Origin of the sequence: Streptomyces diastaticus subsp. diastaticus (assembly GCF_011170125.1) — a bacterium.
Classification (GTDB): domain Bacteria; phylum Actinomycetota; class Actinomycetes; order Streptomycetales; family Streptomycetaceae; genus Streptomyces; species Streptomyces diastaticus.
This window is the reverse complement of the sequence record NZ_BLLN01000003.1, coordinates 2123018-2145485: the sequence shown is the minus strand read 5'-3', so window position 1 is coordinate 2145485 and position 22468 is coordinate 2123018. Positions and strand designations below refer to the sequence as shown.

Below are 22468 nucleotides of genomic sequence, written 5' to 3'. Positions count from 1 at the left end.
GGCTGGGCCAGGGCCTGACCCAGCCACACCCGGTAACGGTCAGCTCACCGGCCGACCTTCCGGAGACCGTCGCGCCCGGAGCCCGAGCAGCACATCGATCGCCAGGAAGACCAGCAGGCTGATGCCGAGCAGCGGGAGGAACCACCCGACGAAGGCCACCACGGCAATCAGCGGGACGAGCAGACCGACAGGCAGAGCGCGGAGCCCGCCCCTGGGCATCGGTTTGCCCACCGTGCGCCCTGCCGGACGCCGGAGCCACCACATGCGATAGCCCCACACGATGAGGAGCAGCAGCACTCCCACCAGCGCCGCCAGGGCGAGCTGATTCGGCAGGCCGAACAGGTACCCCATGTGCGCGTCGATGCCGAACCGGGTCAGCTTGGCCGGCAGGGGGTAGTCGGCGAAACGCAGCTCGGACAGGATCTCGCCGTTCCGCGGGTCCACGGAGACGGCATCCAGATGCACGGGGACCTGCTTGTCGGACTCAGCGACCTTGTACCCCTGGCCATCCGTGGGCATCGTGACGACGACGCCGGCGTCCACCCCACGGGCCGCCGCGGCCGCCACGGCGGCGTCCAGGCCGACGTCCGGGCCGCTAGCCTCGGATCCGCCCGTGTGCTGGCCGCCGTGACCTTCGTGTCCCGCGTGCTCGTCGTGGGCAGCGCCCTCCTCCCCCGGGGTGAACTCGGCACCGAGCACAGGCGTCGCGCTGCCCAGGCCGTCCTGCACCGCGCCGATCCGGGCACCGGCGTACGTGGACCAGGTCAGCCCCGTGGCAGAGATCATGATCAGCCCCACCGCGGCCCAGACACCGAGGACAGCGTGCCGGTTCAAGGTGCGGGAACGGCCCTTGTCCATTCCTCGGCGCGGCAGGAGGAAACCGCGTGCGCCCGGCCTGCCGCGCCGGCGCCCGATCCAGAGCATGACGCCTCCGAGGACGACCACCCAGAGCCAGCTCGCGGCCAGTTCGCTGTAGATCCGCCCGGGTTCGCCCAGGTGCAGGTGGCGGTGGAACTCGGATATCCAGGTGCGCAGCGGGAGCGCGCCGGAGCTGCCGTACTGGACCAGTTCCCCGCGGACCTCCGCGGTGTAGGGGTCGACGAAGACCGCCTGGGACTTGGAAGCCCCCAGCGACGGGTCCGCGAAGAGCACCCGGGTGGTGTCCTCGGCCTCGGCGGGAGCCCAGACCGACGTGACCTCGAGCTCAGGGTGCGCTGCCCGCGCTGCCTCCACCTGCTGTTCCAACGGCAGACGCGTGCCGTTCTCGGGTGCGGAGACGCTCAACTCGTGCCGGTAGACGAGCTTCTCACCTGGGATCGACAGCGCGTAGAGCATTCCGCTCAAGGCTGTGACCAGGAGGAACGGAGCTACCAGCAGGCCGGCGAAGAAGTGCAGGCGCAGTACCAGGGGCCGCATCGCGGACCAGGCACTCGTCCCCGGGGGTTTCTGCGCTACGTGCTCGGCCACGGCTTTCGGTGGGGCGGGGCGGGCGTCCGGGACGCCGGTGGTGTCAGTGATGTCGTATCCCTGGGGGGGGGCGGCACGCCGGTGTGGGAGCACACTGGCTGCCCGCGCGGTGGCGGGTGCCGGGGTGGAGCCGGTTCGCCCGGCCCCCCTGGGTCAGGGATGGACGAGACGCGGCGGGGTCGGTGCGAGGTCGGCCTCCGGAACGCGGTCGAAAGCGTCTGCGGGGCGGCGGGAGCCGACCGGTGGACCGCGCCGCGTGACCACGTGCCCGAGTACGAGGTGACCGGCTGCGGGAGCGGACCGGGGAGCCGGGAAGCTACGCGGCCGGACAACCACCAAGGGCCCCGGAAGCGGCATGCGGAAGGTCCGGACGAACTCCGCGCTCGCCACGTGGGCCAGCTGCGTCAGCGCCCGCTCTCCGTGGGACAGCCACCAGGCGCAGCCCAGGGCCGCGAGAAGGTGGGCGGCCGTCATGGAAGAAGTGTCACCGGTCGCCAGCGTGTTTCAGGCGAAGGGGTTCGCCGCGTCCGGCATCCCGGCCCCTCCCATGTGCGCACCTGGGTACGCGTGAGAGGACGAGCCCGGTTCAGGAACGGTGTGGGCCCAGCTGAAAGCCGCGTGCAGCAGAAGTTGGGTGCCGAGCGTCCCCGCGCAGATGGCGAGGGGTCCGCGGGCCCGTCCGGCGGCGAACCACGCGGCCACGACGATCGACCAGAACGCCGCGACCAGCACCTCCGGGGAGACCGCATGCGCGGAGGAGAGCGCGTGGCCGCTCCCCGCGAGGCTCACGCACACCAGCGCGAAAAGGAGGGCCCGCACGGCACGCACGAGGCTCTCGGTGTGGCTCACAGTCCGCCATGGTGACGGGGAAGGGCTCGTTCCGCATCGATGCGAACCCGTCATATGCCGCTTTGTCCTCAAGGTTGTCGCGAGCCGCACACCTGGGAACCGGAGCAGGGACTGAACCGTACGACCGCCGGCACGACGGCGGTCGTCGTCCACCTCCGGGACCGTCAGCTGTGGTGCGGATGCGGACTGGTGGAGGGCGGCTCCACTGGCCGCTCGCGCCCCCCGTCCCGTCCCGAGAGCGCCACGACGAGCAGAGCCACCGCTACACCTGCCACGACGACGCGGCCCGCGGCTCGCAAGGTCCACCCCGAAAGCCGGCGGACCGACTCCGGTTTGCCCAGCCGTTCACTCCGTCGCGCCGGCCCGACCAGCCTCGCCAGCAGCAGGACGGCGACAGGAATCTGGAGCAGCCAGAGCACGGTGCGTGGCCACTCGCCGTACCAGACGTTGGTGCCGTACAGCAGCGTGTGCCAGACGCTGAGCACGTAGACGACGATCACGAAGCGGTGCAAAACCCGCCAGGTCCTCGCTCCGATGCGGTGGCGCACGTAGAAGAGCAGCCCCAGCGGCACGGCCAGGTAGAGAGCGGCCTGCCCGATGGGGATGGCGATCTGGCCTGTTCCCGAGTCGTACCAGCCGGGGACGAAGGAGTCAGCGAAGGCTGCCCACAGTCGTTCGGCCCAGCCGAGCTGCGCCTCGTACCGGACCAGTTCCGCGGCGAACATGAGGGCGTGCGCCAGCATCAGCGCCATCGTGGTGAGGCTGGTCGTGCGGTGCCAGCGCTCCAGGGTCTGCGGCGAGACGCGCAGCGCTTCAGGCCTGGTACCGGAGACCAGCAGACCGATCATCACCGTCCCCCACGCCCACAACAGGGCGGACCAGCCGAACGCCTGACTGAGCAGGTAGATCCAGTACGTGCGGGCGTCGTCCATGAAGGGCATGACCGCGACTGTCGCGGAGGTACCGGACTCCATCCGGACGTACAGGAAGACGAAGACGGCGGCGGTGACCCCGACCGCGGCGGCGGCGTCCGGCACGGCGAGGCGAAGATCACCGCGAAGGGTGACGCGCCCTCCCACACGGCCCCGGTTCTTACCGGAGCCTCTCTCCGTCTCGTCCTGGGAAGCCGTTTCTGGCGACAAGGCGAAGCCTCCAGGGTCGGTCACCGAGCGCTCGGTGAGGTCGTGGGGCCCAGTGTGACGGGACAGGCCAGTCGGACGCAGTCGTTTTCCGGCCACAGATCAACACTGCTGTCTCACGTGTGTACTTCCGTACCGCTCCTCCCTCCCCCACCACTCACATCAGGACACCGCTGAACCGCCCCCTGTCGCATCGGAGGCACCGCGTCTACGCTGACGCTGCAATCGCTCCGTACCAAGTGACCGCACTGGTACGGCGTAAGAGGGAACCCGGTGGAAATCCGGGGCTGTCCCGCAACGGTGTGCGAGAACCCCCGAACTCCGACGCCACGCACCTGGCCTCCAGCCAGACCGAGGCGCCGTGGCACTTCCCGCAAGCCCGGTCACCTGCCGGCCGCACCCGCCCGAAGTTGTCTGGCGGGTCCGACCACTGCGACCTCGAGGACCGGGTCGACGGTCACGGCGCCTTCGCGGCGAGCGCGCCGCGACCTGTCCTCCTCCTCGCCCGTGTCTGGTGCACGGCGTCGGAAGGAGAGCGAGCCCGTGTCCCTTTTCCGCCACTTCTCCCCGACCGAAGACCCCGCCGTGGCCCGTCGGCCAGAGGGGGGCCGACGGTGCTGAACTCCTTACCGGAGGTCCTTGAGAACCACGCTCCGCGCTCGCCGACGGTCTGGGGAGCGTGCCATGGGACCCTGGGCGAGCTGTACCAAGGCCCCCTGCCTTCCGGCGACGACTCCGACATCGCCCTGGTCTCTTTTCCGGTACACGGTCTGACCGCCCGAGTGGGCTTCACCCCGGGCGCCGCCCCGCAGAAGAGGGCCGGGCTCCGCCCGAAGGCGGCCGAGGCCGCTCGCCTGTTCCTGGACCACCACGGCCTGGCGCCGCCGTCGGGGACCTGGAGCCATCAGTCCGAGCTCCGTGTCGGTGTGGGGATGGCAAGTTCGACCGCTGACATCGTGGCCACGCTGCGCTGCCTCCACACCTACCTCGGCATCCCCTACGACCTGGACACGGTGCTACGCGTCCTCTCGTCGATCGAGCGTGCCGACAGCGTCTTCCTCGACGAGTTCGCCCTCCACCTGAGCAACCGGCACCGGATAGTGCGGCGCCTGGGCACCGCACTGCGTTTCCACACCGCGTACATCACTGAGCCGGGCGTGGTGGACACCGAAGCGGTCACGAGGACATTGAGGGTTTTCCCACCTCACGCTGTCGCGTGGTGCAGGACGAGAACGGCCTTCACCACGTCGGTGATCCGGTTCGTGCTGCAGCGGAGCTTCCGTAGCAGTCGCCAGCCCTTCAGGGTGGCCATGGCCTGCTCGCCGAGGCAGCGGATCTTGGCGTGCGTGCTGTTGTGCCGGCGCTGCCACCGCTTGAGGCGACGGCCACGGAAGGGCACCCGGACCGGGCAGCCGGCACCTTGGTATGCCTTGTCCGCCCAGCACTTGAGTTCGGCAGCGGCGAGAGCTTCGATGATCCCGTGAGTGCGGGCCGCAGTCAGGTCGTGGGTGGAGCCGGGCAGCGCGGGCGAAGCCCACAGCAGGCGGCCGAACGGGTCGGTGAGAACCTGGACGTTCATGCCGTGACGTTTGTGTTTGCCGGAGTAGTACCGGGTGTCGGCGGCGATTCGGTCGATCGGCAGCAGGGTGCCGTCGAGGATCACAAAGGCCAGGCGGCTCGCGGTCCGCATGACCTGGGCCAGGCTGGGAGCGAGCGTGGCCAGGACTTCTATCGCCTCGCGGACATAGCGGTAAACCGTTGCGACCCCGATGCCGAACCCGGCGGCAAGCTGGGCGTAGGTGTCACCGCAGCGCAGATGCGCCAGAACCAGAAGGGCCTGGCGGCCCGGCGTGATGCGCCGCCACCGGGTGCCGATCTCACGACGGCGCGCAGCCAGGCGTCCGGCGAGGTGGCGCAGATGGTCACTGGACAGGTCGATCGCCGATGGGTAGACAAGCACGCGAAGCTCCTGGTCGGCACGGGTGATCTTGGTCGTGAACCCGTCTACCAGGAGCTTCACCGCTTCGCATAACCCGCCAACCACCGGCCCACATCGTCAGGTTGGAAAGGGCTCATTGCAGCAGTTCTACCGCCGAAGGCCGGACGCGTACGGACAGGCTCTCACCGGTCTGCTCGACGGCTTCTCCGCTCGCGACCCCGTGGCCGTCGCCCGCGCCTCGACGCAGAGCGCGGCGCTCTCCCAAGAGGTACTGCCCAAAGAGACCTTCGAAACGGTCCTCGCTCACCAGGGACGTTTCGGAGCCGACGGCGTCTTCGTCGCCCACACCGGCTGCCTGGTCGGATACCTCTTCTGCCGCCCCTTCTCCGGCCGCACCCGCTCGGACCTGACGGCGTTCTTCGCGTCGCTGGGCCATCAGTGCTCTTTCGCCCAAGGAGGATTCAGGTGATCCACCCCCATGTCGCCGACGCCCTGAAGGCGCCGGACCTGGTGCGCCTCGACCACGGACTCGTACTGCTCCGATTCGAGTCGATGAAGATCTACTCCGCCCTGGGAGCCGTGCGTCACCTGCTGGACGAGGGTGTGGTCCGGCCCGGACAGACCCTGATGGACAGCTCCAGCGGCATCTACGCCTACGCGCTGGCCCTCGCCTGCCACCGCTACGGGATGCGGTGTCGCATCGTGGCCTCCACCACGGTCGACGCGACGACTTTGGCTCAACTGGAGGTACTCGGCGCGGAGGTGGAGCAGGTACGCCCTTCCAGCGATCTCAAGCTCGACCAGGAACTGCGCGTACGACGGGTGAAGGAGATCCTGGACCGCCACCCCGACCGCCATTGGATGCGCCAGTACCACGACGCCATCCACTACCTCGGATACCAGGAGGTCGCCGACCGCATAGCGGAAGAACTTCCGGGGCGCCCGCTCACCCTCGTCGGCGGCGTCGGCTCGGGCGCGTCGACCGGCGGGCTGGCCGAGCGGCTCCGCACCCAGGACTCGCGAGTCCGGGTGGTGGGCGTCCAACCCTTCGGCAGCGTCACCTTCGGCAGCCAGGACCACCACGACCCGGAAGCCATCATCGCGGGCATCGGCTCCGCCATCCCGTTCGACAACGTCCGGCATCACCTCTACGACACCGTGCACTGGATGAACTTCACCCACGCCATGTCCGGCGCCGTCGCCCTGCTGAAGGAGCACGCGGTCTTCGCCGGGCTGTCCACCGGGGCGAGCTACCTCGCGGCCACACACGAGAGCCGCCATCGGCCCGACCGCGTCCACGTGGTCATCGGCGCGGACACCGGCCACCGGTACGTGGAACGCGTCTACGCCCGGCACGCCGAGGCACTCGACATCGCCTCCCTCAAGCCGGCCGAGGTCGCGACGCCCGCGGCCATGACCATGCCCTGGTCGGTCATGGCCTGGAACCGTTCGCAGGCCAGTGCTGCGCACCGGACGGAGGCGGCATGAGCATCGTCTGCCTGGAACTGCTCACCTTCGGCCTCGGACGCCTGGTCAGCGCGGCCGATCTGCTGGACGAGCGTCTCGTCCTGGTGACGCGGGACCCCTCCTACTACGCCTACGAACTCGACCGACTCCCTCCGGGGGCGCTCGACGTGGTCGAGGCCGACACCTTCGACGTGGACCGGGTGGCCGAGGTCATGAGGGCCGTGCCGGATCTGAGAGGTCTGGTCAGCTCCACGGCCACCTGGATGCTGGTCGGCTCGGAACTCGCCGCACGTTTCCGCCTGCCCGGACTCGACCCCTCGGTACTTCGCCTCACCCGGGACAAGCCCTCCGTCCGCAACCGCCTCCAGAAAGCCGGGCTGTCCCGAGGCCGGGCTCTGGAGGGCTTCCTGGGAGCACCGGACGCCGCCCAGCTCGTCCTCAAGGAGGTCGGCCTGCTGGCGGTCCTCAAGGACACGGCCGGGACCGGCAGCCAGAACGTCTGGCTCGTACGGGACGAGGCCGAGTTGACGACGGCACTGCACGAGGCCACCGGGCGCAGCCTCATGGGGCAGCTCTTCGCCGAACCGTTCTTCACCGGGCCGGTCTACAGCGCCGAGACACTGACGTGGGAAGGACACACTCGGCTGCTCGGCGTCTCCAGTCGAGTCATGTCCGCGGAACCGTACTTCCGGGAGGAGATCACGTCATTCCCGGTGCGCTTCCCGTCGCGGCGCCAGGAGGAACTGGAACGGTGGATAGTGCAGGTCCTCCGGGCCGTGGGGTACACCGACCGGTTCTCGCACACCGAGTTCGCGTTGACCTCGGACGGTCCGGAGGTGATCGAGATCAACCCGAGGATCGGCGGAGCGCTCGTTGGTGAGGGCATGTGCACGGCCCTCGGAACCAACGTCTACGAAGCGGTGCTGGAGACGGCTCTGGGCCGGCGTCCCGGCCTCATCGACGCCGAACTCCCAGGCGGGCCAGCCGTGGCCTTCGTTCTCGGCTATCCGGCCGCTCCAGGAATCCTCACCGGGGTGGCGGGCCTGGACAGGCTACCGACGCTGCCCGGCCGTCCCGCCTGGTACCCGACGAAGCGGATGGGCACCCTCATCGAGCACCTGGACGACAGCAGGGGGTACGCGGGCATCGTCTACGCCGAGGGAGAGACAGCCGAACTCGCCACGCACCACGCGGTCGCGGCGGCGAACGGCGTCCGGGTCGTCACCGAGGCAGCGCCCGGCGCCGTCCGGGGCGCTCCCGAGGTGTCAGGTGCCTGACGAACAGACGCACCGGCCACCAGGCCTGCGACAGACACTCGCCACGCTGAGCGGACCACTGCGCTTCCTCCTCTTCAGCTCCTTCCTCATCCCTCTCGGAAGTTTCATGGTGCTTCCGTTCATGTCCGTCTTCCTGCACGAGCGACTGGACATGGGACTGGGGACGGTCGGGGTGATCCTCGCGGTCGCCTCCCTGGTGCAGTTCTCGGGAGGGGTGGTCGGCGGAGCGATGGCCGAACGCGTCGGGCTGCGCCGCACGATGGTCTGGGCACTGGTGATCCGCACAGCCGGCTTCATCGGTCTGCTCCTCGCCCTGCGGTGGCCGCCCCTCGCGATGGGCGCCCTCCTTCTCACCTGCTGCGGTGCGGCGCTCTACCTTCCGGCCAACAAGGCCTACCTCGTGAACGGGGTGGACGAGGAACGCCGCCCGGCTTTCCTGTCGGCGGGCAACGCCGCGCTCAACGCCGGCATGGCCGTCGGCCCGCTGATCGCCGGTCCTTTCGTCCTCTCCTCCCCCGGCTGGCTCTTCCTCTCCGTCACCGGGCTGTTCGTCATGGTCACGGTCGGCCATGCTCGTCTGCCCACCGAGGCGGCCGGGGAGACCGGCCCCACCGTCCACGGAACAGGCGGACTTCTCACGGGGATCGCAGGCCTGCCCTTCGCCGCCAACGCCCTTGCCTTCTACCTCTACTTCCACTTCCAGCACTACCTGGCCGTGTACGCGGTGGAACGCACCTCCAGCCAGTTCTACAGTCTGGTCCTGCTGCTCTGCTTCGTCCTCGTCATCGTGGTGCAGCCGCCGGCCTCCGGCCTGATCCGACGCATGCCCTACCCCCTCGCTCTGGCGGTCGGCTTCGCCGGGCTCGCCGCCGGGCTTGCGACGCTCGCCATCGGCACCACCTGGGCGCTGCTGGCAGGCGGCGCTCTCATCACGCTCGGCGACATCGTGCTGTTCCTCAAGAACGACCTGGAGGCCCTGCGCCGCAGCCCTCGCTCCGACGCCGTGGTCTTCGGCCAGCAACGACTGGCCGCCGGCCTCGGTGCGTGCGCGAGCGGTGTTCTCGGCGGACAGCTCTACGGCCTGGGGCAAGGCCTCGGTGACACCGGATGGTTCTGGCTCCTCGCCGCGGGGCAATGTCTCCTCCTTCCTCCCCTTCTCCTCCTCCGCCGTCCCCGCGTGCGGCGGCGCCCTCCGTACGACATGAGCAAAGGAGCAATGACGACCGATGACACGAACCGGCGGGTTCCAGGACGATGACTTCTGGACGGAGTTCCACGACTTCCTCTTCTCCGGGCAACGCTACGCACAGGCCGAGGAACTGCTCGACAACTCCCCGTTGCTGCGGTTCCCGGAAGGCGTGCGAGTGCTCGACATGTGCTGCGGCCCCGGCGTCTTCGCCGAACCGCTGGCCCGGCGGGGCTACGACGTGACCGGAGTCGACCTGAGCCCGGCCATGATCGACCGGGCGCGCGCACGAGCCGCGGAGACCGGCGCCGAGGTGACCTACCACCGGGAGGACGCGCGGACATACACGCCGGAGAAGGGCTTCGACGTCGCTCTCAACCTCTTCACCTCCTTCGGGTACTTCGAGGACCCGGCCGACAACGCGCAGGTACTGCGCACCCTTCGGGAGAGCCTCGTGCCCGGCGGCACGCTCGTACTGGACCTCGCCGGGAAGGAACTGCTGGCCCGGAAGGTCACGCCGCCCAAGGTCGTCCGCAGCGGCGAGGACCTCATGGTGCAGACGGACACGGTGCTGGACGACTGGGCCCGGCTGCGAAGCGACTGGGTGCTCGTCCGCGGCGACCAGGTCACGCGGGCGGCCTTGGTGTGGTTCGTCTACAGTGCCGTGGAACTCCGCGAGATGGCGGCGGAGGCGGGCTTCACCTCTATAGAGATCTTCGGCGGGTTCGACGGCCGACCCTATGACGAGAAGGCCGAGCGTCTCATTCTCCGGGCGCGTCGGACGGCCTGAGAGAATCGTGCGGGTACCCCCTCCGGGGTACCCGCACGGTCTCCCCTGGCCGATCTGTCAGCTCAGACCGCCATGGGTACCGGTGCCTCTTCTTCCAGCAGCCTCGCCAGGTTGGCGCGGGCGCGGGAGACCCGGGAGCGCACGGTGCCGACAGGGCAGTCAGCCATCTCGGCGACCTCTGCGTAGGACAGGTCGAGCACCTGCGTCATGACGAACGCCTCGCGGCGCTCCCGGGGAAGGGCTGCGACCAGCTCGCGCAGGGCGACCCCTTCGTCGAAGCCGGGCAGGTCCATCGGCTGAGCGCGTTCCGCCGCCGTTTCCCAGTTGTCGGTGTCCGCCAGCCTCGGCCGGACGGCTGTGCGGCGGAGACTGTCGATCACGGTGCGGCGTGCGATGGCAAGGACCCAGGCACGGGCCGAGCCTCGTCCCTCGAACCGGTGCAGAGCGGTGACCGCGCGGAGAAACGTCTCCTGGGTCAGATCGTCAGCGGCCTGGTAGTCGTCGGCCAGGTGAGCTACATACCGGCGTACGTCGTTCTGGAGCGCGCGGATCAATCGCTCCACGGCCTCGCCGTCGCCGCGCGCCGCGGCAAGGGCCCAGGCGGTGACAACCTCGTCAGGCGTTCTGCGAATCAGGGCAGGGGGCATCGTCGGATGTCCTTCCGGAAAACCGTGGCGAGGGGGGATCAACACACCCTCGCCTTGCGGAGGTGAACCCTGTGCGCGCACAGGGGTGTGCCGGACCGCACGGCAGCGCGATCCGGGACCGTACCGCTGTCAGAGGACAGCGACCTCCGCAGGAGGGCCCCGAGTGACCAGAACATGGACCAGCAACCTGATCCGCGGGCGAGGACAGGTGAACTGGGAAGGACTGCGTGGCGGAACCCACCAGGCGGTCGAGGGGCAAGCCAGTAGCAGAGCGAACGGAATGACCATCCGCTCCGCGGCGGCCCGCACGATACGGAAGACCGCTCGTTCCCCCTGGGCGAGCCAGAGCCCGCACAGAAGTGCCGCCACGAGGTGGGCGGAGAGCATGCCCCAGGAAGCCGTTCCCGTCATGGCGCCCATGTCGTGGGCACCCGCCGCGCCGTGGCCGGCGTGCTGCAACGCGGCGATGGCTGTCGCCCCGCCGTCGAGGCGAGGCAGCGGGGCCCCGTCGACCAGTCCGGCGTCAGCCGCGACGTCATAGACACGAGCGACGGCGTTCACGTCATGGCCGGGACCGCACACCAGGTAGTCGACCCACCGACGGGCGAGCTCGGTCTCCCCCCGTGGTCGCGGAGCGGGTCCGCTGGAGGTCTGGGACAGGGTGAAGGCCGTGTGCAGGACAGCCTGTGTGACCGTGGTGAGGACGACCACGGCCGACTGCCGCCGCTCCCGGGCCGAACACGCCCAGCCGAGCGCCATCGCACACGCGAGCGCCGAGGCCAGCACCCACAAGGGCAAGCTGTCGTCGGACATCAGCACGTGCCCGACGGCCGCGGGCACCACGCACACGACCGCGAACAACGCGGCCCTCAAGGTGCGCAGGCTCCATCCGACCGTCATGGCACCGCATCTTGACATCTATCCGAACTCTGGCGCCGGCCGGGGTAGCTTCATCCACTGCCTGGCGAAGGCTTCAGCTCTGCGAGGCGGTCGGCCTCTACTCCTGACGCCCAGCAAGGCTCTCGACGTCGGGTGCGGTGAGGGCGGGGATGTCATCTGGCTGGACGAGCAGGGGTGGAGCGTCACGGCCGTCGACTTCGCTCAGGCGGGCCTGGAGCGGGCAGCACGCAGCGCTACCGCTGCTGGTGTCAGTCAACGCATCACCTGGGTCCGCGCCGACGCACGTCAATCCCTCGGCTCATCCGACGACTTCGATCTCGTCACTACCCACTACCTGCACCCACCCGAGGGCCAGATCACCGAGGTGGTCGAGCGTCTTGCCGCGAAGGTCAGGCCCGGCGGAGTCCTCCTCGTCGTGGGCCATGCGCCTTTAGCTGAGACAGCGCATCTCAGCCGCGAGCTTCGTGCGGCCATGTGGGGGGGGCCGAGGAAGTGGCCGGCGCACTGCCACCTAACTTCGAGGTCCTTGCCGCCGAGAACCGCCGTCGAACGAGTCAACGTGAGGGCACCTCGGTACAGGTCGACGACGCCACGCTGATCGCCAAACGACACCCGTGGGGGGCTGACTCTCTGAACACCAACCCGCTCCACGCCGGCACAATGAGCCTTTTCCAACCTGCCGTGCGGATTGAGCAGTTGGCCTGACAGCGAGGCGAAGCCCCTGGTAGATGGGTTTTCGACCAAGAGAACCGTCTCCACCAGAGGCTTCACATGCTTGTCTACTCGTCCGGCATCGACGTGTCCAGTTCCACCCTGCGCTTCCTCGCACGGCAACTGCGGGCGCACCATCGTGCGATCGGCTCCCGGTGGCGGCGGCTGGGCGCGGGCCGGCAGGCCCTTCTCGCGCTCGCTCACCTGCGGGTGGGACACACCTACGCCCAGCTGGCCGCCGGCTTCGGCGTCGGGACCACGACCGCCTACCGCTACGTCACCGAGGCCGTGGACCTCCTGGCCGACCTCGCGCCCACCCTGGCCGACGCCGTCCGCACCGCTTCGACGAAGGCGTTCGTCCTGCTCGACGGCACACTTCTGCCGATCGACCGCATCGCGGCCGACCGCCCCTTCTACTCGGGCAAACACAAGAAGCACGGGATGAACGTGCAGGTCCTCGCCGATCCCTTCGGCCGACTGCTGTGGGCCTCAGCGGCCCTGCCAGGGGCCGTCCACGACATCCGCGCGGCCCGCGAACACGGCATCGTCGACGCCCTCGCCCAAGCCGACGTCACCTGCTGGGCGGACAAGGGCTACCGCGGCGCCGGCGGCACCGTCCGCACCCCGTACTGGGGGCGCTGGAACAGCCTTTCCACCGGCCAGCAGGCGGTCAACCGGTCCCACGCGAAGATCCGTGCCCTCGTCGAGCACGCCATGGCCACCCTCAAGTCCTGGCGGCTCCTGCGGAAGCTCCGATGCTCCACCACCCGGATCACCGCCCTCATCCAAGCCGTCCTGACCCTGCATCTGGCCAGCTCAGGCCGATGATGGAAAAGGCTCAATGCCTGGCGAGCGCGCGCTGAACGGGGACCTTGCTGAAGTGGCAAGATTTCTGGGCTTAGGGCGTGTATCGAAAGTGGATCTAGACGTCGGGGTCCTGCCGGGCAGCGGCCGTGCCGGTGTGGATTAAACCGGTCAGAAGATGTCGGGTATCCGCGCTTTGATGGTTGCCATGGAGATGCAGACATCCAGTTGGGCGGAGTTTGAGGCGGCCGAAGCGGAGTTCGCCGAGGCCGTGCGGAAGCGGTTCGCGCAGTACAAACACCACGTCCTCGCGACTTTGCGCGCGGACGGCAGCCCCCGGGTCACCGGCCTTGAGGTGGACATCCGCTCCGGCGAGCTGTGGCTCGGCATGATGCCGAACTCCCGCAAGGCCCTTGACCTGCGCCGCGACCCGCGCTTCGCCGTCCATGCCAACCCGGGTCCGGACGCCGGGATGACGAGCGGGGACGTACGGGTCAGCGGTCGGGCGGTCGAGGTCACCGACGCCGAGGCGCTGGCGCGGTACGCGGACAACGTTCACCCGCCGCAGTCGTTTCACCTCTTCCGTGCCGAGCTGGCGGAGATCGTGCACACGGGAGTCGACAACGATGAGCTGGTCATGCGGGTGTGGCGTCCCGGCGCATCCCTGCGTACCATCCGTCGAGGCAACGGCGCTGAGCCGCCGCTCGAGGGCACCCAACGGCTTGGACCGAATGCGTCGGTCACAGCCACTCGTTGATGGCTGCCACGAGGACGGTCGCCTCGTAGCGGACGGCGAGCTTGTCGTACCTCGTGGCTACGGCGCGGTGCCGCTTGAGGCGATTGATGCCGCACTCGACCGCGTGGCGGGCCTTGTAGTCCTCCGGGTCGAACTTCGGTGGCCTGCCGCCTTTCGAGCCGAGATTCTTCCGATTGCGGGCCTGGTCGGCCTTGTCCGGGATGGTGCAGCGGATCCCGCGCCGACGCAGGTAGGCGCGATTCTTCCGGGAGGCGTACGCCTTGTCGGCGCGCACGCGCTCGGGCCGGGTGCGGGGCCTGCCCGGCCCGACGCGGGGTACGCGAACCTTCTCCAGGACGGGCTCGAACTGTGGGGAGTCCCCGCGCTGCCCGGCCGTGACCACGACCGACATGGGCTTCTGCCCTTGCTCGGTGGCCAGGTGGAGCTTGGTGGTCAGGCCGCCGCGCGAGCGTCCGAGGCCGTGGTCGTCCGGCTCGGTGGCGATGCCGCCCGGCGGTTCCTTTTGCACGTCCCCCTTTTCCTCGCTCCGGCGGCGTGCTGATGGGCCCGGCAGACAGTGGAGTCGACGTTGAGGTCCCAGGTGATCAGGCCCTTGGCGTCGGCCTGGGCTTGCAACTCGGTGAAGATGCTCTGCCAGGTGCCGTCCCGCTGCCAGCGGCGGAACAGGTCGTACACCCGGCCCCAGGGCCCGTAGCTATCCGGGATATCCCGCCACGGCGTCCCGGTCCGGGTCCGCCACCGTATGCCGTCGATCAGCTGCCGCCGGGTCCATATCGGCGGCCGGCCAAGTTTCTTGCCCTTCGGCAGCAGCGGCTCCAGCACCGCCCACTGCGCGTCCGTCAGATCTCCACGCGCCACAACCCAAGATCATCTCACGCCCAAGATCCACTTTCGATACACCCCCTAGTTGAGGACCTGGACCTCGGCGACGGTGATGTCGACGGCGCTGTCGCGGATCTCGGTCATTTCGCCGGACACGCCGCCCCCGTTGACCTGCCAGTCGATGTCCCAGGTGGAGGTGGCGGTGACGTGGTAGTCGCCCGAGGCTGTGGTGGAGGACGGCTTGGTGTAGCGGTGGCCGCAGTCCGGCGACGGCTTCTTCCCGTACTCCGCCTTGTAGGGGGTGCCGGGCGTGGTGCAGGTGACGGTGGTCCCGTCGCCCATCTGCCAGTCGATCTTCGCCACCTTCGCCGTGGCGGTGACGGTGATGCCGCCGGCGGAGGCACTGGCGGTGTTCGGCCCATAGGTCTCCGCCCCTCGTTCGGTCCACAGGTAGACGGGCATACCTACGACACCCTTGCCGCCGGGCTTGGGCGTGATTCCGATCTCGGGGCCCCGCAGCAGCATCTTGTCGACCGCTTCCCGGGCGAGAACGGCCGGGTTCACGGTGGCTTCCGGAGGATCGGCCAACCAGATGGTCATGGCGAACTCCTCCTCGTCGCGCTCCCCTTGGCAGACCGCCTCGTAGATCGCGCCGTCCCCGGGCTTGTCGCCGCCCCACATCCAGCTGTCTGCCGGGGGCTGAGGCTCCATGCGCTGGTACACGCATCCGGGCGGCTCCTTGTCGGCAGCCTTCTCGCCGGTACCGCTGCCCTTGTCCGGGGCCGGACCTGAGCCGCCTCCCCCGCTGCCCGGCTTTCCCCGGGTTCCCACGTCCACGCAGATGAAGACCGTCTCGCACGATTCGGCGTTGCCCTTCCCGCCGTCTGCCGCGGCGGTGTGGGTCATGGCCGTGGACAGGGCGAGGGCGGTGGTAGCGATCGTGAATCCGCGCCTCAGCACTGAGTGTCCTGGTGCGGCTCATCCTTGGTGACGACCCATCCGTCCGGCCACTTCTCCAGGAGGGAGGTGACCGTGTACTTGGTCAGCCGGTCACTGGGCTGAGGGACGGGCTCGCCGGTGGATTTGTTGTAGATGACCCACTCGGACACGTCCAGGCAGCTGGAGAGGTGCACTTTCGGTACGTCGCGATTTAGGTCTGCCTTTGTGACGGTCAGATTCGACAGCCCTGGGCGTCCCTTCACAGCTTGGCCATTCTCGCGAGCGCTCTTTACCGACTTCTCGATTGCCAGACGGGCCGGACCGACCGAGGTCTTCTTAATGTCCGTGCCCTCGATAGAGTTCTTGGCATAGGCCTTCTCGACCTCCTGCCAGTGCGCGCGGTACGCGGCCATGGCCTCGGCTTCTCCACCCTTTTCCGGCTCGGCGAGGGAAGGGGCGCTCGACGCCGGATCCTTTGACACGGAGGGTGTTGTGGCGCCAGGGCTGGCGTCGGTCTCATCGCCCCCGCAGGCAGCGGCGGAAACCAGCAGAGCTGGGATGAGGAAGGTACCTACGGCCAGACGGCGAGGCTTTGTCATTTCGCAGTTCTCCCCTGTTGTGATTCGCGTCTCGCTTCTTGCTGAGCAAGGAAGGGATACCGGCCTTCCTGCGGCAAGGCGGGCGTATCGACGCCCACACATTACGCAAAGTTTCGCCATGATCCCAGTCCGTACCGAACATGAACTGACAGGGGTCTACGGCAAATTGGAACGTATGCGAACATTATGGCGGCTCCAGGCTGACCGAGCGTCAACCGATTCTGATGCCGAGGCGGTCTGCGTATCCCGCCGGTACAACGCCCGCTCTCCCCACTCGGACACCATCGGAGACCGAGTGAGCGGCGGCGCCCTCAGGCCGCTACGGCGGCGGGAGGCCGGAGCCAGGCGTCGCACGGCTCTGCCGGTCCCAGAGCAGGGAGGAAGATCGGCGCCGCCGGGCCGAGGTCCTGGAGTTTGGTGAGGGTGGTGATGCCGGCCCGCAGGTCGGTGTGCTGGAGGGCGGGGTCGCTTGCGGCGAGGCTGCGCAGGTCCGCCGCCCGGCGGTCGAGGCGGGACTCGGCGGCGCCGGTGAGGACGATGAGGAGCCGGGGGAACGCCGGGTACCGGGAGCGCCACGCCTCCGTGTGCGGACGGCGTGGGGTGCGGGCGCCGCGCGGGCCGGGCTGGGTGGGGTGTAGGTGCGGTAGGCGGCGTAGGCGTGAAGCTTCTGGGCGAGGCGGGCGATGGTCATCTGGGTCCGGTCTACCTCGACGAAGTAGGTCAGCAGGGTGCGGGTGCGCTGTTCGGCGTCGGTGTGGACGTAGTTGAGGACGGCGTCGGGGATGAGGGCGAGGTCCTCGCCGGGGCGGGCTTCGTCGCGGTAGTGGTGGGCGGTTTCCGGGGACCAGTCGAGGGGCCCGCATTCGTGGCCCAGGTGCCGGGCCCACTCGACCATCGCGAGGCCAGTTTCGACCGTCGCGAGGGTGTGGTCCTGGAGCGGGCCGAGGGCTGCTTCGGGGCTCATCCGGTAGGGGCGCTGCGGAAGGAGACCGGCTGACTCGACCGCGGTGGCCCCCTTCTCGGTGAGCCACCACAGCAGATCGGTCTGCCCGGAGCGGCGTCGGCCGACGGTCTCGGCGAGCCCGGCCTCGCGCAACGTGTGGAGCTGACGGCGCAGGTACTCGCTGCGAGTGTGGTGCGGGGTGATCAGCCGGTGGAGCTGGCGGGTGGAGACCAGGCGGTGCTGGTAGAGGACCTGCGCGGCCTGCTGGGCGACCTGGCCGAGGCCGGTGGGGCCGGAGTGCGGGTAGGGCATCGGGCTGCTCCTCAGTCGACGAAGGTGGTGGGGTCGCCGTCGGTGCCCGAGCCAGGGGTGCGCTGGGCGTGATGGGCGAGGAGGGTGGCGTCGAGATCCTCGAGGCTGGTGAGGATGTCGGCGACGGGGCGGCGCAGGAGGTTGGTGTCGATGGCCCGGTCGAGGTCGGCGATGCCGTCGGGGTTGTCGTAATGGGCGAAGAGGTCCTCGACGGGCAGGCCCCGGACGCGGAACGGCTTGGTGGGGCGTCCGTTGAGGTTGATCGACATGACGTAGTGGTACTTGGGTAGCTCGGTGACGGTCTCGGGGGTGACATGACCGTTCCAGCGGCGGGCGACGAAGGCCGCCTCGTCGTAGTCGGCCGCGCAGGTCGACAGCAGGCTCTGGTTCTGCAGGAGGGCCTGTCGGGTGATGGCGGACAGGCGCAGCGCCATCTGCGTCATGCCGATGAACCGCACCTCGTACTTACGTAGCTGCTCGGCGATGGCGGCGAGGAAGCCCTTGGAGGAGGAGTCGAGCGCGGTCAGCTCGTCGCCCCAGGCCCAGAAAGTCCGGCGGCCTGGGCGGGGGGTGTCCTGGCGGGAGAGGCCGGCGCGGTGCAGATCGTGGATGAGGAGGCAGGAGACCAGCGCGTCGGCTTCGGAGCCCGAGGGGCAGACGAACACCACGTGGCCGCTGTCCATGGCGGTGCGGACGTCGTAGGCGGAGCGGGGGCTGCCGAAGAACGCCTGGAGTGCGGGCGAGGTGTCGAGGCGGTCGATGGCGTAGGTGACGGTCGGCACGGCGTCGGAGGCGAGCCGGGGGAAAGTGTTCGTCCAGTAGGCGCGAACGCGCCCCGGCAGCCGGGGCAGCAGCTGCTCGCGCCAGTTCTCGTCGGTGAGCCAGCTGCGGATCTGGAAGAGCGTCGCCTGGGCGTCCGGAGCCCCACCCTGCACCGCCTGCTGGTTGAGGAGGGCGAGGGCCTGGGTGGTGCGGGCCAAGATGGTGCGTGCGCGCGGCGCGTGGTCGCCCCAGTCCTGGGCGGCCGCGATGCCCTCGGTGACGGAGCGGACGATGTCCTTGACGGCGCTGGTGGGGCGCTCCATCGAGAGCGGGTTCCATGAGGCCACGAGCTGGTCGGGGGCGGACTTCGCCAGGTCGATCTCCCACAGACGGGGGGCGATGTGGGGGTGGGCCAGGTACGGCTTAGCACGGGCCCAGGCCTCGCCGTGCGGGTCGAGGAACCACGTGCCAGCGCCGGAGTGGGCCATGGCGATGCACTGGACGAGGGCGGCCTCGGTCTTGCCGTGGCCGGACTTGCCGAGCTGGAGGCCGAAAAGCAGGTCCTGGACGCGGGCGGCACCGATGCGTTCGCGGCCGTCCGCGTAGGTGACAGCGCCGAGCGGGACGAGGTCGGGCTGCCCGGTGTAGATGGGCAGGTCCGCCGGTGCGGGCGGGACCAGGCCACCGGAGCGCACCACGCCGGAGGCGTGGCACTTCGCGGTGGGCGGCTTGAGGAAGCCGGCCAGCTCCGGGACGGTCAGCCACTGGCGGCGCCGGGGAGCGAACTCGCCGCTCTCGAAACGCCGGTCGAAGCGCGCGATGCTCCACGTCGTACGGGGGCGCCGCGGTTTGAGGTAGTTCTCTCCGCTGGTGGTGGCGAAGACGGCCAGGAGCTGATGCATCCGCGCGAGGGCGGCCTGAGGGTGCGCGGCTTCGGCGCGCAGGAGGATCTGGACGGCGAAGACCGCGCCGACGGCCGGGTCGAGCTTTCCCAGGCCGTCCCGGAGATCCGTCATGCGGGGAAGGCGCTCGCCGCCGCGGTGCGAAGCGCCACCGTTCCAGGCGGCGGCGACCGTCCCCCAGACACCACCGGTGCCGAGGCCGCCGGTGAGCCGCTCGCCGTAGGCGGAGGGGCCGCGGCGCCGGGACCGGGCGAGGAGCCGGCGGCGGCGCCGGGCGAGGCGGCGCTCACGGACGGGGACCAGGTCCAGGACGACGTCGGCGCGCTCCCCGGACTCGGTGCGTACGGTCGCGAACGCCGCGGCGAGCTGCTGCAGCGGATCGGGGGCCAGACCCAGGGCCGCGAGGGGCTTGCGGTCCGGCAGGCCGAGCGTGAGCTCGGCACGCTCCACGTACCGGGCCCGGCTGGTGGGAGTGGGGGTCTGCTTGTCCAGAGGGACGGTGAGCGTCATGCGGGTCCCTCCGGGGCGGGGAAGCGGACTGGCCGGATGCTGGTCCGGTCCTCCTGTGCGCGGACCTCGACTTCGGCGAACCCGGGCATGGCCAGCACGGCCTGCGCGGTGCGGGGCCCCTCCAGGTAGCAGCGCATCTTGCCGGTCTCGGCGGTGTACCGCAGGCGGACTGCCGACCCGCGGGCCGGGACGCCGCCGGCGGCGTGGTGGACTCGGCCCAGCTGGCGGGCCCAGCGGGCGACTTCAGCTTCGCTCGGGTCGAAGGTGCTGGTAGGAACGAGCTCCACCGTGACGTGGTCGGCGAGGGCGGCGCGGGCACGGCGGGCGCGGTGCACTGTCCACCCCAGCCAGCTGACCAGGACCACGGATGAGGCTCCGGCCGCGTAGGGGACGACCGCGGACAGCCCGGCTCCGAGTTCGCCGAGCAGGGGGTGGATCACATCGAACATGCCGGCACCGCCTCTTGCTGGGTGAGGACTCCCTCTCGTTAGTGCCAAGTACGCGCAAGACCTTCAGCCAGACATCTCCACCCGGCCGTTATGCACTCGTTACCGAACCTGTTTCGTCGATGCCCGCATCGCCGGACACTCGTAACGACCTCACCCGGACGCAGCGCCACCTCGAACCTGGCGCGTCCGCCTCTACCAGCCGGACCAGCATCGCGATCTCCGGCAGGGGACCCCGTCCGTAACGAGATGAACGGTGAAAATCGTCGACGAGATGCCGTCGACAACGCTCAGAGAGTCGGCGACCGGCACGGCGGGTGGACTGAGAGGCCCACCCGCCGATCTTCTGCCCGGGGCGCGCGGCGGTCAGGGCCCGATCAGCTTGTGGAGGACGGGGGCGCTGGCGCCGGCAGTCGCCAGACCAGCGAGAACGGCCGCCGCGGGCCCAGCGGGCGTGAGGATGGTCAGAGCGCCGACAATGGTCCCGAACATGAGCGCGGCCAGCAGCACCAAGGCTGCGTGACCCGTCAAAAGGTGCTCAGGCGCGGTCGACTGCACAGGGGGGAGGGGCGTACCCTCAGATGCGGAACTGATGGTTTTCTCCTTGTCTCGATGGCTCGTGAACAGGCTGGGAACCGCAGACTGAGTGGTCCTCTGTTGGAGCAGGGGGCCACAGTCTTTTTCAGGCGGGCCCGGTCGTGTACAGACCGAACTCGCCGTCACGCAAGGGTGCTTCGCGAAGCTCGCACACGATACCGGGCAGCACCGACAATCCGCGGCCCCGCCGCCACCCCGCGGCCCCTGCCACTAGGGCGCTTCTTGCACACGGCTCCCGAAGGACGTGCTGCCGGTCGTCTTCGTGACACCGTGAAGGGGGACCCCCGCCACTACAGCGCGCTCACCAGCTCGGGGAGTTCCTCTGTCAAGCGCTGGTCGGGAGTGTGCACCTGCTCCGCCCCGCAGGGCGCCTCGGTCAGGTCGACCTTGCCCAGGCGCTGGGCGGCCGCGCGCAGGGCGGAGCGGGACCGCTTGGTGACGGGAGCGAGTCGGCGCTGTGTGGGGACGAGGGCGCAGGTGGGGACGAAGCCGAGGTCGAGGGCCTGACGCTCCCAGTGGGTGGCGTCGCGCAGGTCGCCGCGGCCGAGGTGGAGCAGGTGCAGGCAGTGGGCTGCCGTGCCGCTTCCGGCGCCGGCGGCGTACTGCCACCACCACTGGGCACTGTAGGTGAAGTCCGCGATCGAGAGCAGGCAACCAAAGCGCAGGGCGCCCTCGGGGTCGACGTGGTCGATCAGGCGTCCTAGGAAGCCGGTGTCGGAGGTGCGCAGGATCTCGGCAGTCAGCTCGGTGAGCACGGCGGCGGCCTGGTCGTGCGGCGCGTACGGACTGGGGGCGGGGCCGAGCATCTTGGTGGCGGTGACATCGCGGATGATCTCGCGCTTGAGGTCGGCGAGGTCCTCCTCGGTGAAGGGGTCGTCGACGGCGATCGTGTTCAGAGCCTGCTGGACGTTGTACGGCACGGCGGACTACTCCTTCTCGTTGTCGGTGCTCTTGAGCAGCGGGCGGATGCGGGCAGCGATCCGTTTGACGGCGGTGCGGCGGTGAGCCCGGACAGTGTCCTGCTGGATGCCCATGATGCTGGCGATGCGGGGGCCGGGATAGCCGAGTACGAAGCTCAGCACGACAACGTCAAACTGCCGGTCGGGCAGGTCGGCTATCGCGGTGTAGAGGCCCAGCGGCGAGTCCCAGCGGCGCATCCGCTCGCGGACGTCGTCCAGGAGCACGCGGGCGGCCTGCTGCACGCTGGTGGTGCGGGCGTTCTCCCGGTGGACCCCGGTCAGAGCGAGGTGGGTCTCCACCCCTTCCTTGAGGAGGCGCCAGACGTGGGCCTCGACGCTCTCCGCGCGCAGGGCCCGGTCCCAGTTGAGCGCCAGATTCTCGAAGAGCCGGCGCACCACGAGCTTGGCGTCGTCCTTGCTCCTGAGGACCGCGTGTGCGTACTTCAGGTACGAGTGGGCGTAGAGGTCGTAGTACGCCTCAAGGGTCGGCGGCATGTCGTACTGCATGCCGACCAGGGAGTTGAGCATGTAGGAGGCCGGCGGTACGGGGGGCTCCGTCGTCATCTCACGCCTCCTCGGTTCTGGCCGGGAGAGTGCCCGGGGCACAGTGCCACGGCGTAGAGCAGTCGTTCAGCTTCACCAGCGTCTTCCGTTTCTCTTCTGTGGACGGCGCACTCACCCCCTGGGGCGCCGGAGGACGTCCTTGTCCTCGACCGCAGAATTTCGGATCAGCATGGGCAAACA

The 22468-nt window shown here is 69.4% G+C and carries 22 protein-coding genes, 1 pseudogene and 1 riboswitch; of the genes and pseudogenes, 9 read left to right on the top strand and 14 right to left on the bottom strand.

Annotated elements, in window-relative coordinates; all coding sequences use genetic code 11:
- Positions 1–39: 39 nt before the first annotated feature.
- From Sdia_RS17440 to Sdia_RS17430, 3 genes are all read right to left on the bottom strand, one after another.
- Positions 40–1518 carry a PepSY-associated TM helix domain-containing protein gene (locus Sdia_RS17440; RefSeq protein WP_189500649.1) on the bottom strand — a complete coding sequence of 493 codons (1479 nt, stop codon included), beginning with the start codon at positions 1516–1518 and terminating at the stop codon, positions 40–42.
- Positions 1519–1971: 453 nt separating this feature from the next.
- Complete coding sequence (locus Sdia_RS17435; RefSeq protein ID WP_189500637.1) at positions 1972–2316, bottom strand: hypothetical protein; 345 nt, start codon at positions 2314–2316, stop codon at positions 1972–1974.
- A gap of 164 nt (positions 2317–2480) precedes the next feature.
- Positions 2481–3395, bottom strand: coding sequence for a ferric reductase-like transmembrane domain-containing protein (locus tag Sdia_RS17430; protein ID WP_229831637.1), 915 nt, complete (start codon positions 3393–3395; stop codon positions 2481–2483).
- 299 nt (positions 3396–3694) lie between these two features.
- Positions 3695–3846: riboswitch (cobalamin riboswitch) on the top strand.
- 223 nt (positions 3847–4069) lie between these two features.
- Here Sdia_RS17430 and Sdia_RS30620 point away from each other — a divergent pair.
- Positions 4070–4486 (top strand): annotated as a pseudogene (locus Sdia_RS30620) (GHMP family kinase ATP-binding protein); the annotation flags it as partial.
- Positions 4487–4659: 173 nt separating this feature from the next.
- On the opposite strand, the gene Sdia_RS17420 reads toward Sdia_RS30620, so the two are convergent.
- Positions 4660–5415, bottom strand: a complete 756-nt coding sequence (locus tag Sdia_RS17420; RefSeq protein WP_189500650.1) for a transposase family protein — start codon at positions 5413–5415, stop codon at positions 4660–4662.
- 115 nt (positions 5416–5530) lie between these two features.
- On the opposite strand from Sdia_RS17420, the gene Sdia_RS17415 reads away from it, so the two are divergent.
- The 5 genes from Sdia_RS17415 to Sdia_RS17395 are packed head-to-tail and all read left to right on the top strand — an operon-like array spanning position 5531 to position 10114.
- Positions 5531–5863 carry a hypothetical protein gene (locus Sdia_RS17415; RefSeq protein ID WP_189500639.1) on the top strand — a complete coding sequence of 111 codons (333 nt, stop codon included), beginning with the start codon at positions 5531–5533 and terminating at the stop codon, positions 5861–5863.
- Complete coding sequence (locus Sdia_RS17410; RefSeq protein WP_189500640.1) at positions 5860–6882, top strand: cysteine synthase family protein; 1023 nt, start codon at positions 5860–5862, stop codon at positions 6880–6882. The genes Sdia_RS17415 and Sdia_RS17410 overlap by 4 nt, the downstream gene beginning before the upstream one ends.
- On the top strand, positions 6879–8138 hold the full coding sequence (locus tag Sdia_RS17405; protein WP_189500641.1) for an ATP-grasp domain-containing protein: 1260 nt from the start codon (positions 6879–6881) through the stop codon (positions 8136–8138). The genes Sdia_RS17410 and Sdia_RS17405 overlap by 4 nt, the downstream gene beginning before the upstream one ends.
- A complete protein-coding gene (locus Sdia_RS17400) occupies positions 8131–9396 on the top strand; it encodes an MFS transporter (protein WP_189500642.1) in 1266 nt (421 codons plus the stop codon). The genes Sdia_RS17405 and Sdia_RS17400 overlap by 8 nt, the downstream gene beginning before the upstream one ends.
- On the top strand, positions 9365–10114 hold the full coding sequence (locus Sdia_RS17395) for a class I SAM-dependent methyltransferase (protein WP_189500643.1): 750 nt from the start codon (positions 9365–9367) through the stop codon (positions 10112–10114). Before Sdia_RS17400 ends, Sdia_RS17395 begins: the two co-directional genes overlap by 32 nt.
- Before the next feature lie 62 nt (positions 10115–10176).
- On the opposite strand, the gene Sdia_RS17390 is transcribed toward Sdia_RS17395, so the two are convergent.
- Together Sdia_RS17390 and Sdia_RS17385 are read right to left on the bottom strand one after the other, a co-directional pair.
- A complete protein-coding gene (locus tag Sdia_RS17390) occupies positions 10177–10761 on the bottom strand; it encodes a sigma-70 family RNA polymerase sigma factor (protein WP_189500644.1) in 585 nt (194 codons plus the stop codon).
- 129 nt (positions 10762–10890) lie between these two features.
- The gene (locus Sdia_RS17385; protein ID WP_189500645.1) at positions 10891–11661 is read right to left on the bottom strand and encodes a hypothetical protein; all 771 of its coding nucleotides are present in this window, start codon (positions 11659–11661) and stop codon (positions 10891–10893) included.
- Here Sdia_RS17385 and Sdia_RS30765 point away from each other — a divergent pair.
- From Sdia_RS30765 to Sdia_RS17370, 3 genes are all read left to right on the top strand, one after another.
- Positions 11660–12259 (top strand): class I SAM-dependent methyltransferase, encoded by a 600-nt coding sequence (locus tag Sdia_RS30765; protein ID WP_189500646.1) that lies wholly within the window; start codon positions 11660–11662, stop codon positions 12257–12259. The genes Sdia_RS17385 and Sdia_RS30765 overlap by 2 nt on opposite strands.
- Positions 12260–12432: 173 nt before the next feature.
- Positions 12433–13200 (top strand): IS5 family transposase, encoded by a 768-nt coding sequence (locus tag Sdia_RS17375; protein ID WP_191835353.1) that lies wholly within the window; start codon positions 12433–12435, stop codon positions 13198–13200.
- Positions 13201–13390: 190 nt separating this feature from the next.
- Complete coding sequence (locus Sdia_RS17370) at positions 13391–13933, top strand: pyridoxamine 5'-phosphate oxidase family protein (RefSeq protein WP_095709779.1); 543 nt, start codon at positions 13391–13393, stop codon at positions 13931–13933.
- Here Sdia_RS17370 and Sdia_RS17365 read toward each other — a convergent pair.
- From Sdia_RS17365 to Sdia_RS17330, 8 genes are all read right to left on the bottom strand, one after another.
- Positions 13917–14791, bottom strand: a protein-coding gene (locus tag Sdia_RS17365; protein ID WP_371272843.1) for an IS5 family transposase whose coding sequence is annotated in 2 segments (ribosomal slippage) — positions 13917–14416 and positions 14416–14791 — 876 coding nt in all. Because the reading frame shifts where the segments join, the coding sequence is not laid out codon by codon here. The genes Sdia_RS17370 and Sdia_RS17365 overlap by 17 nt on opposite strands.
- A 45-nt stretch (positions 14792–14836) precedes the next feature.
- Positions 14837–15715, bottom strand: coding sequence for an ATP/GTP-binding protein (locus Sdia_RS30225; RefSeq protein WP_229831682.1), 879 nt, complete (start codon positions 15713–15715; stop codon positions 14837–14839).
- Entirely contained in the window at positions 15709–16176 is a 468-nt protein-coding gene (locus Sdia_RS17355) for a secreted protein/lipoprotein (protein WP_185393895.1), read from the bottom strand. Before Sdia_RS17355 ends, Sdia_RS30225 begins: the two co-directional genes overlap by 7 nt.
- A 436-nt stretch (positions 16177–16612) precedes the next feature.
- A complete protein-coding gene (locus tag Sdia_RS17350) occupies positions 16613–17548 on the bottom strand; it encodes a replication-relaxation family protein (protein ID WP_229831683.1) in 936 nt (311 codons plus the stop codon).
- Between the two features lie 11 nt (positions 17549–17559).
- Positions 17560–19722 (bottom strand): type IV secretory system conjugative DNA transfer family protein, encoded by a 2163-nt coding sequence (locus Sdia_RS17345; protein ID WP_189501096.1) that lies wholly within the window; start codon positions 19720–19722, stop codon positions 17560–17562.
- The gene (locus Sdia_RS17340) at positions 19719–20171 is read right to left on the bottom strand and encodes a hypothetical protein (protein WP_189501098.1); all 453 of its coding nucleotides are present in this window, start codon (positions 20169–20171) and stop codon (positions 19719–19721) included. The genes Sdia_RS17345 and Sdia_RS17340 overlap by 4 nt, the downstream gene beginning before the upstream one ends.
- Positions 20172–21055: 884 nt before the next feature.
- Entirely contained in the window at positions 21056–21685 is a 630-nt protein-coding gene (locus Sdia_RS17335; RefSeq protein ID WP_185393891.1) for a hypothetical protein, read from the bottom strand.
- A gap of 6 nt (positions 21686–21691) precedes the next feature.
- Positions 21692–22288: an RNA polymerase sigma factor gene (locus tag Sdia_RS17330; protein ID WP_189501100.1), complete on the bottom strand. Its 597-nt coding sequence runs from the start codon at positions 22286–22288 to the stop codon at positions 21692–21694.
- Between the last annotated feature and the right edge of the window lie 180 nt (positions 22289–22468).

What these genes read in the sequence shown, in the direction of transcription:
- Sdia_RS17405 (WP_189500641.1), top strand. Translation starts at nt 6,879, where the DNA reads ATGAGCATCGTCTGCCTGGAACTGCTCACCTTCGGCCTCGGACGCCTG.
- Sdia_RS17395 (WP_189500643.1), top strand. Translation starts at nt 9,365, where the DNA reads ATGACACGAACCGGCGGGTTCCAGGACGATGACTTCTGGACGGAGTTC.
- Sdia_RS17390 (WP_189500644.1), bottom strand. Translation starts at nt 10,761, where the DNA reads ATGCCCCCTGCCCTGATTCGCAGAACGCCTGACGAGGTTGTCACCGCC.
- Sdia_RS30765 (WP_189500646.1), top strand. Translation starts at nt 11,660, where the DNA reads ATGGCACCGCATCTTGACATCTATCCGAACTCTGGCGCCGGCCGGGGT.
- Sdia_RS17385 (WP_189500645.1), bottom strand. Translation starts at nt 11,661, where the DNA reads ATGACGGTCGGATGGAGCCTGCGCACCTTGAGGGCCGCGTTGTTCGCG.
- Sdia_RS17375 (WP_191835353.1), top strand. Translation starts at nt 12,433, where the DNA reads ATGCTTGTCTACTCGTCCGGCATCGACGTGTCCAGTTCCACCCTGCGC.
- Sdia_RS17370 (WP_095709779.1), top strand. Translation starts at nt 13,391, where the DNA reads ATGCAGACATCCAGTTGGGCGGAGTTTGAGGCGGCCGAAGCGGAGTTC.
- Sdia_RS17350 (WP_229831683.1), bottom strand. Translation starts at nt 17,548, where the DNA reads ATGCCCTACCCGCACTCCGGCCCCACCGGCCTCGGCCAGGTCGCCCAG.
- Sdia_RS17345 (WP_189501096.1), bottom strand. Translation starts at nt 19,722, where the DNA reads ATGACGCTCACCGTCCCTCTGGACAAGCAGACCCCCACTCCCACCAGC.
- Sdia_RS17340 (WP_189501098.1), bottom strand. Translation starts at nt 20,171, where the DNA reads ATGTTCGATGTGATCCACCCCCTGCTCGGCGAACTCGGAGCCGGGCTG.
- Sdia_RS17330 (WP_189501100.1), bottom strand. Translation starts at nt 22,288, where the DNA reads ATGACGACGGAGCCCCCCGTACCGCCGGCCTCCTACATGCTCAACTCC.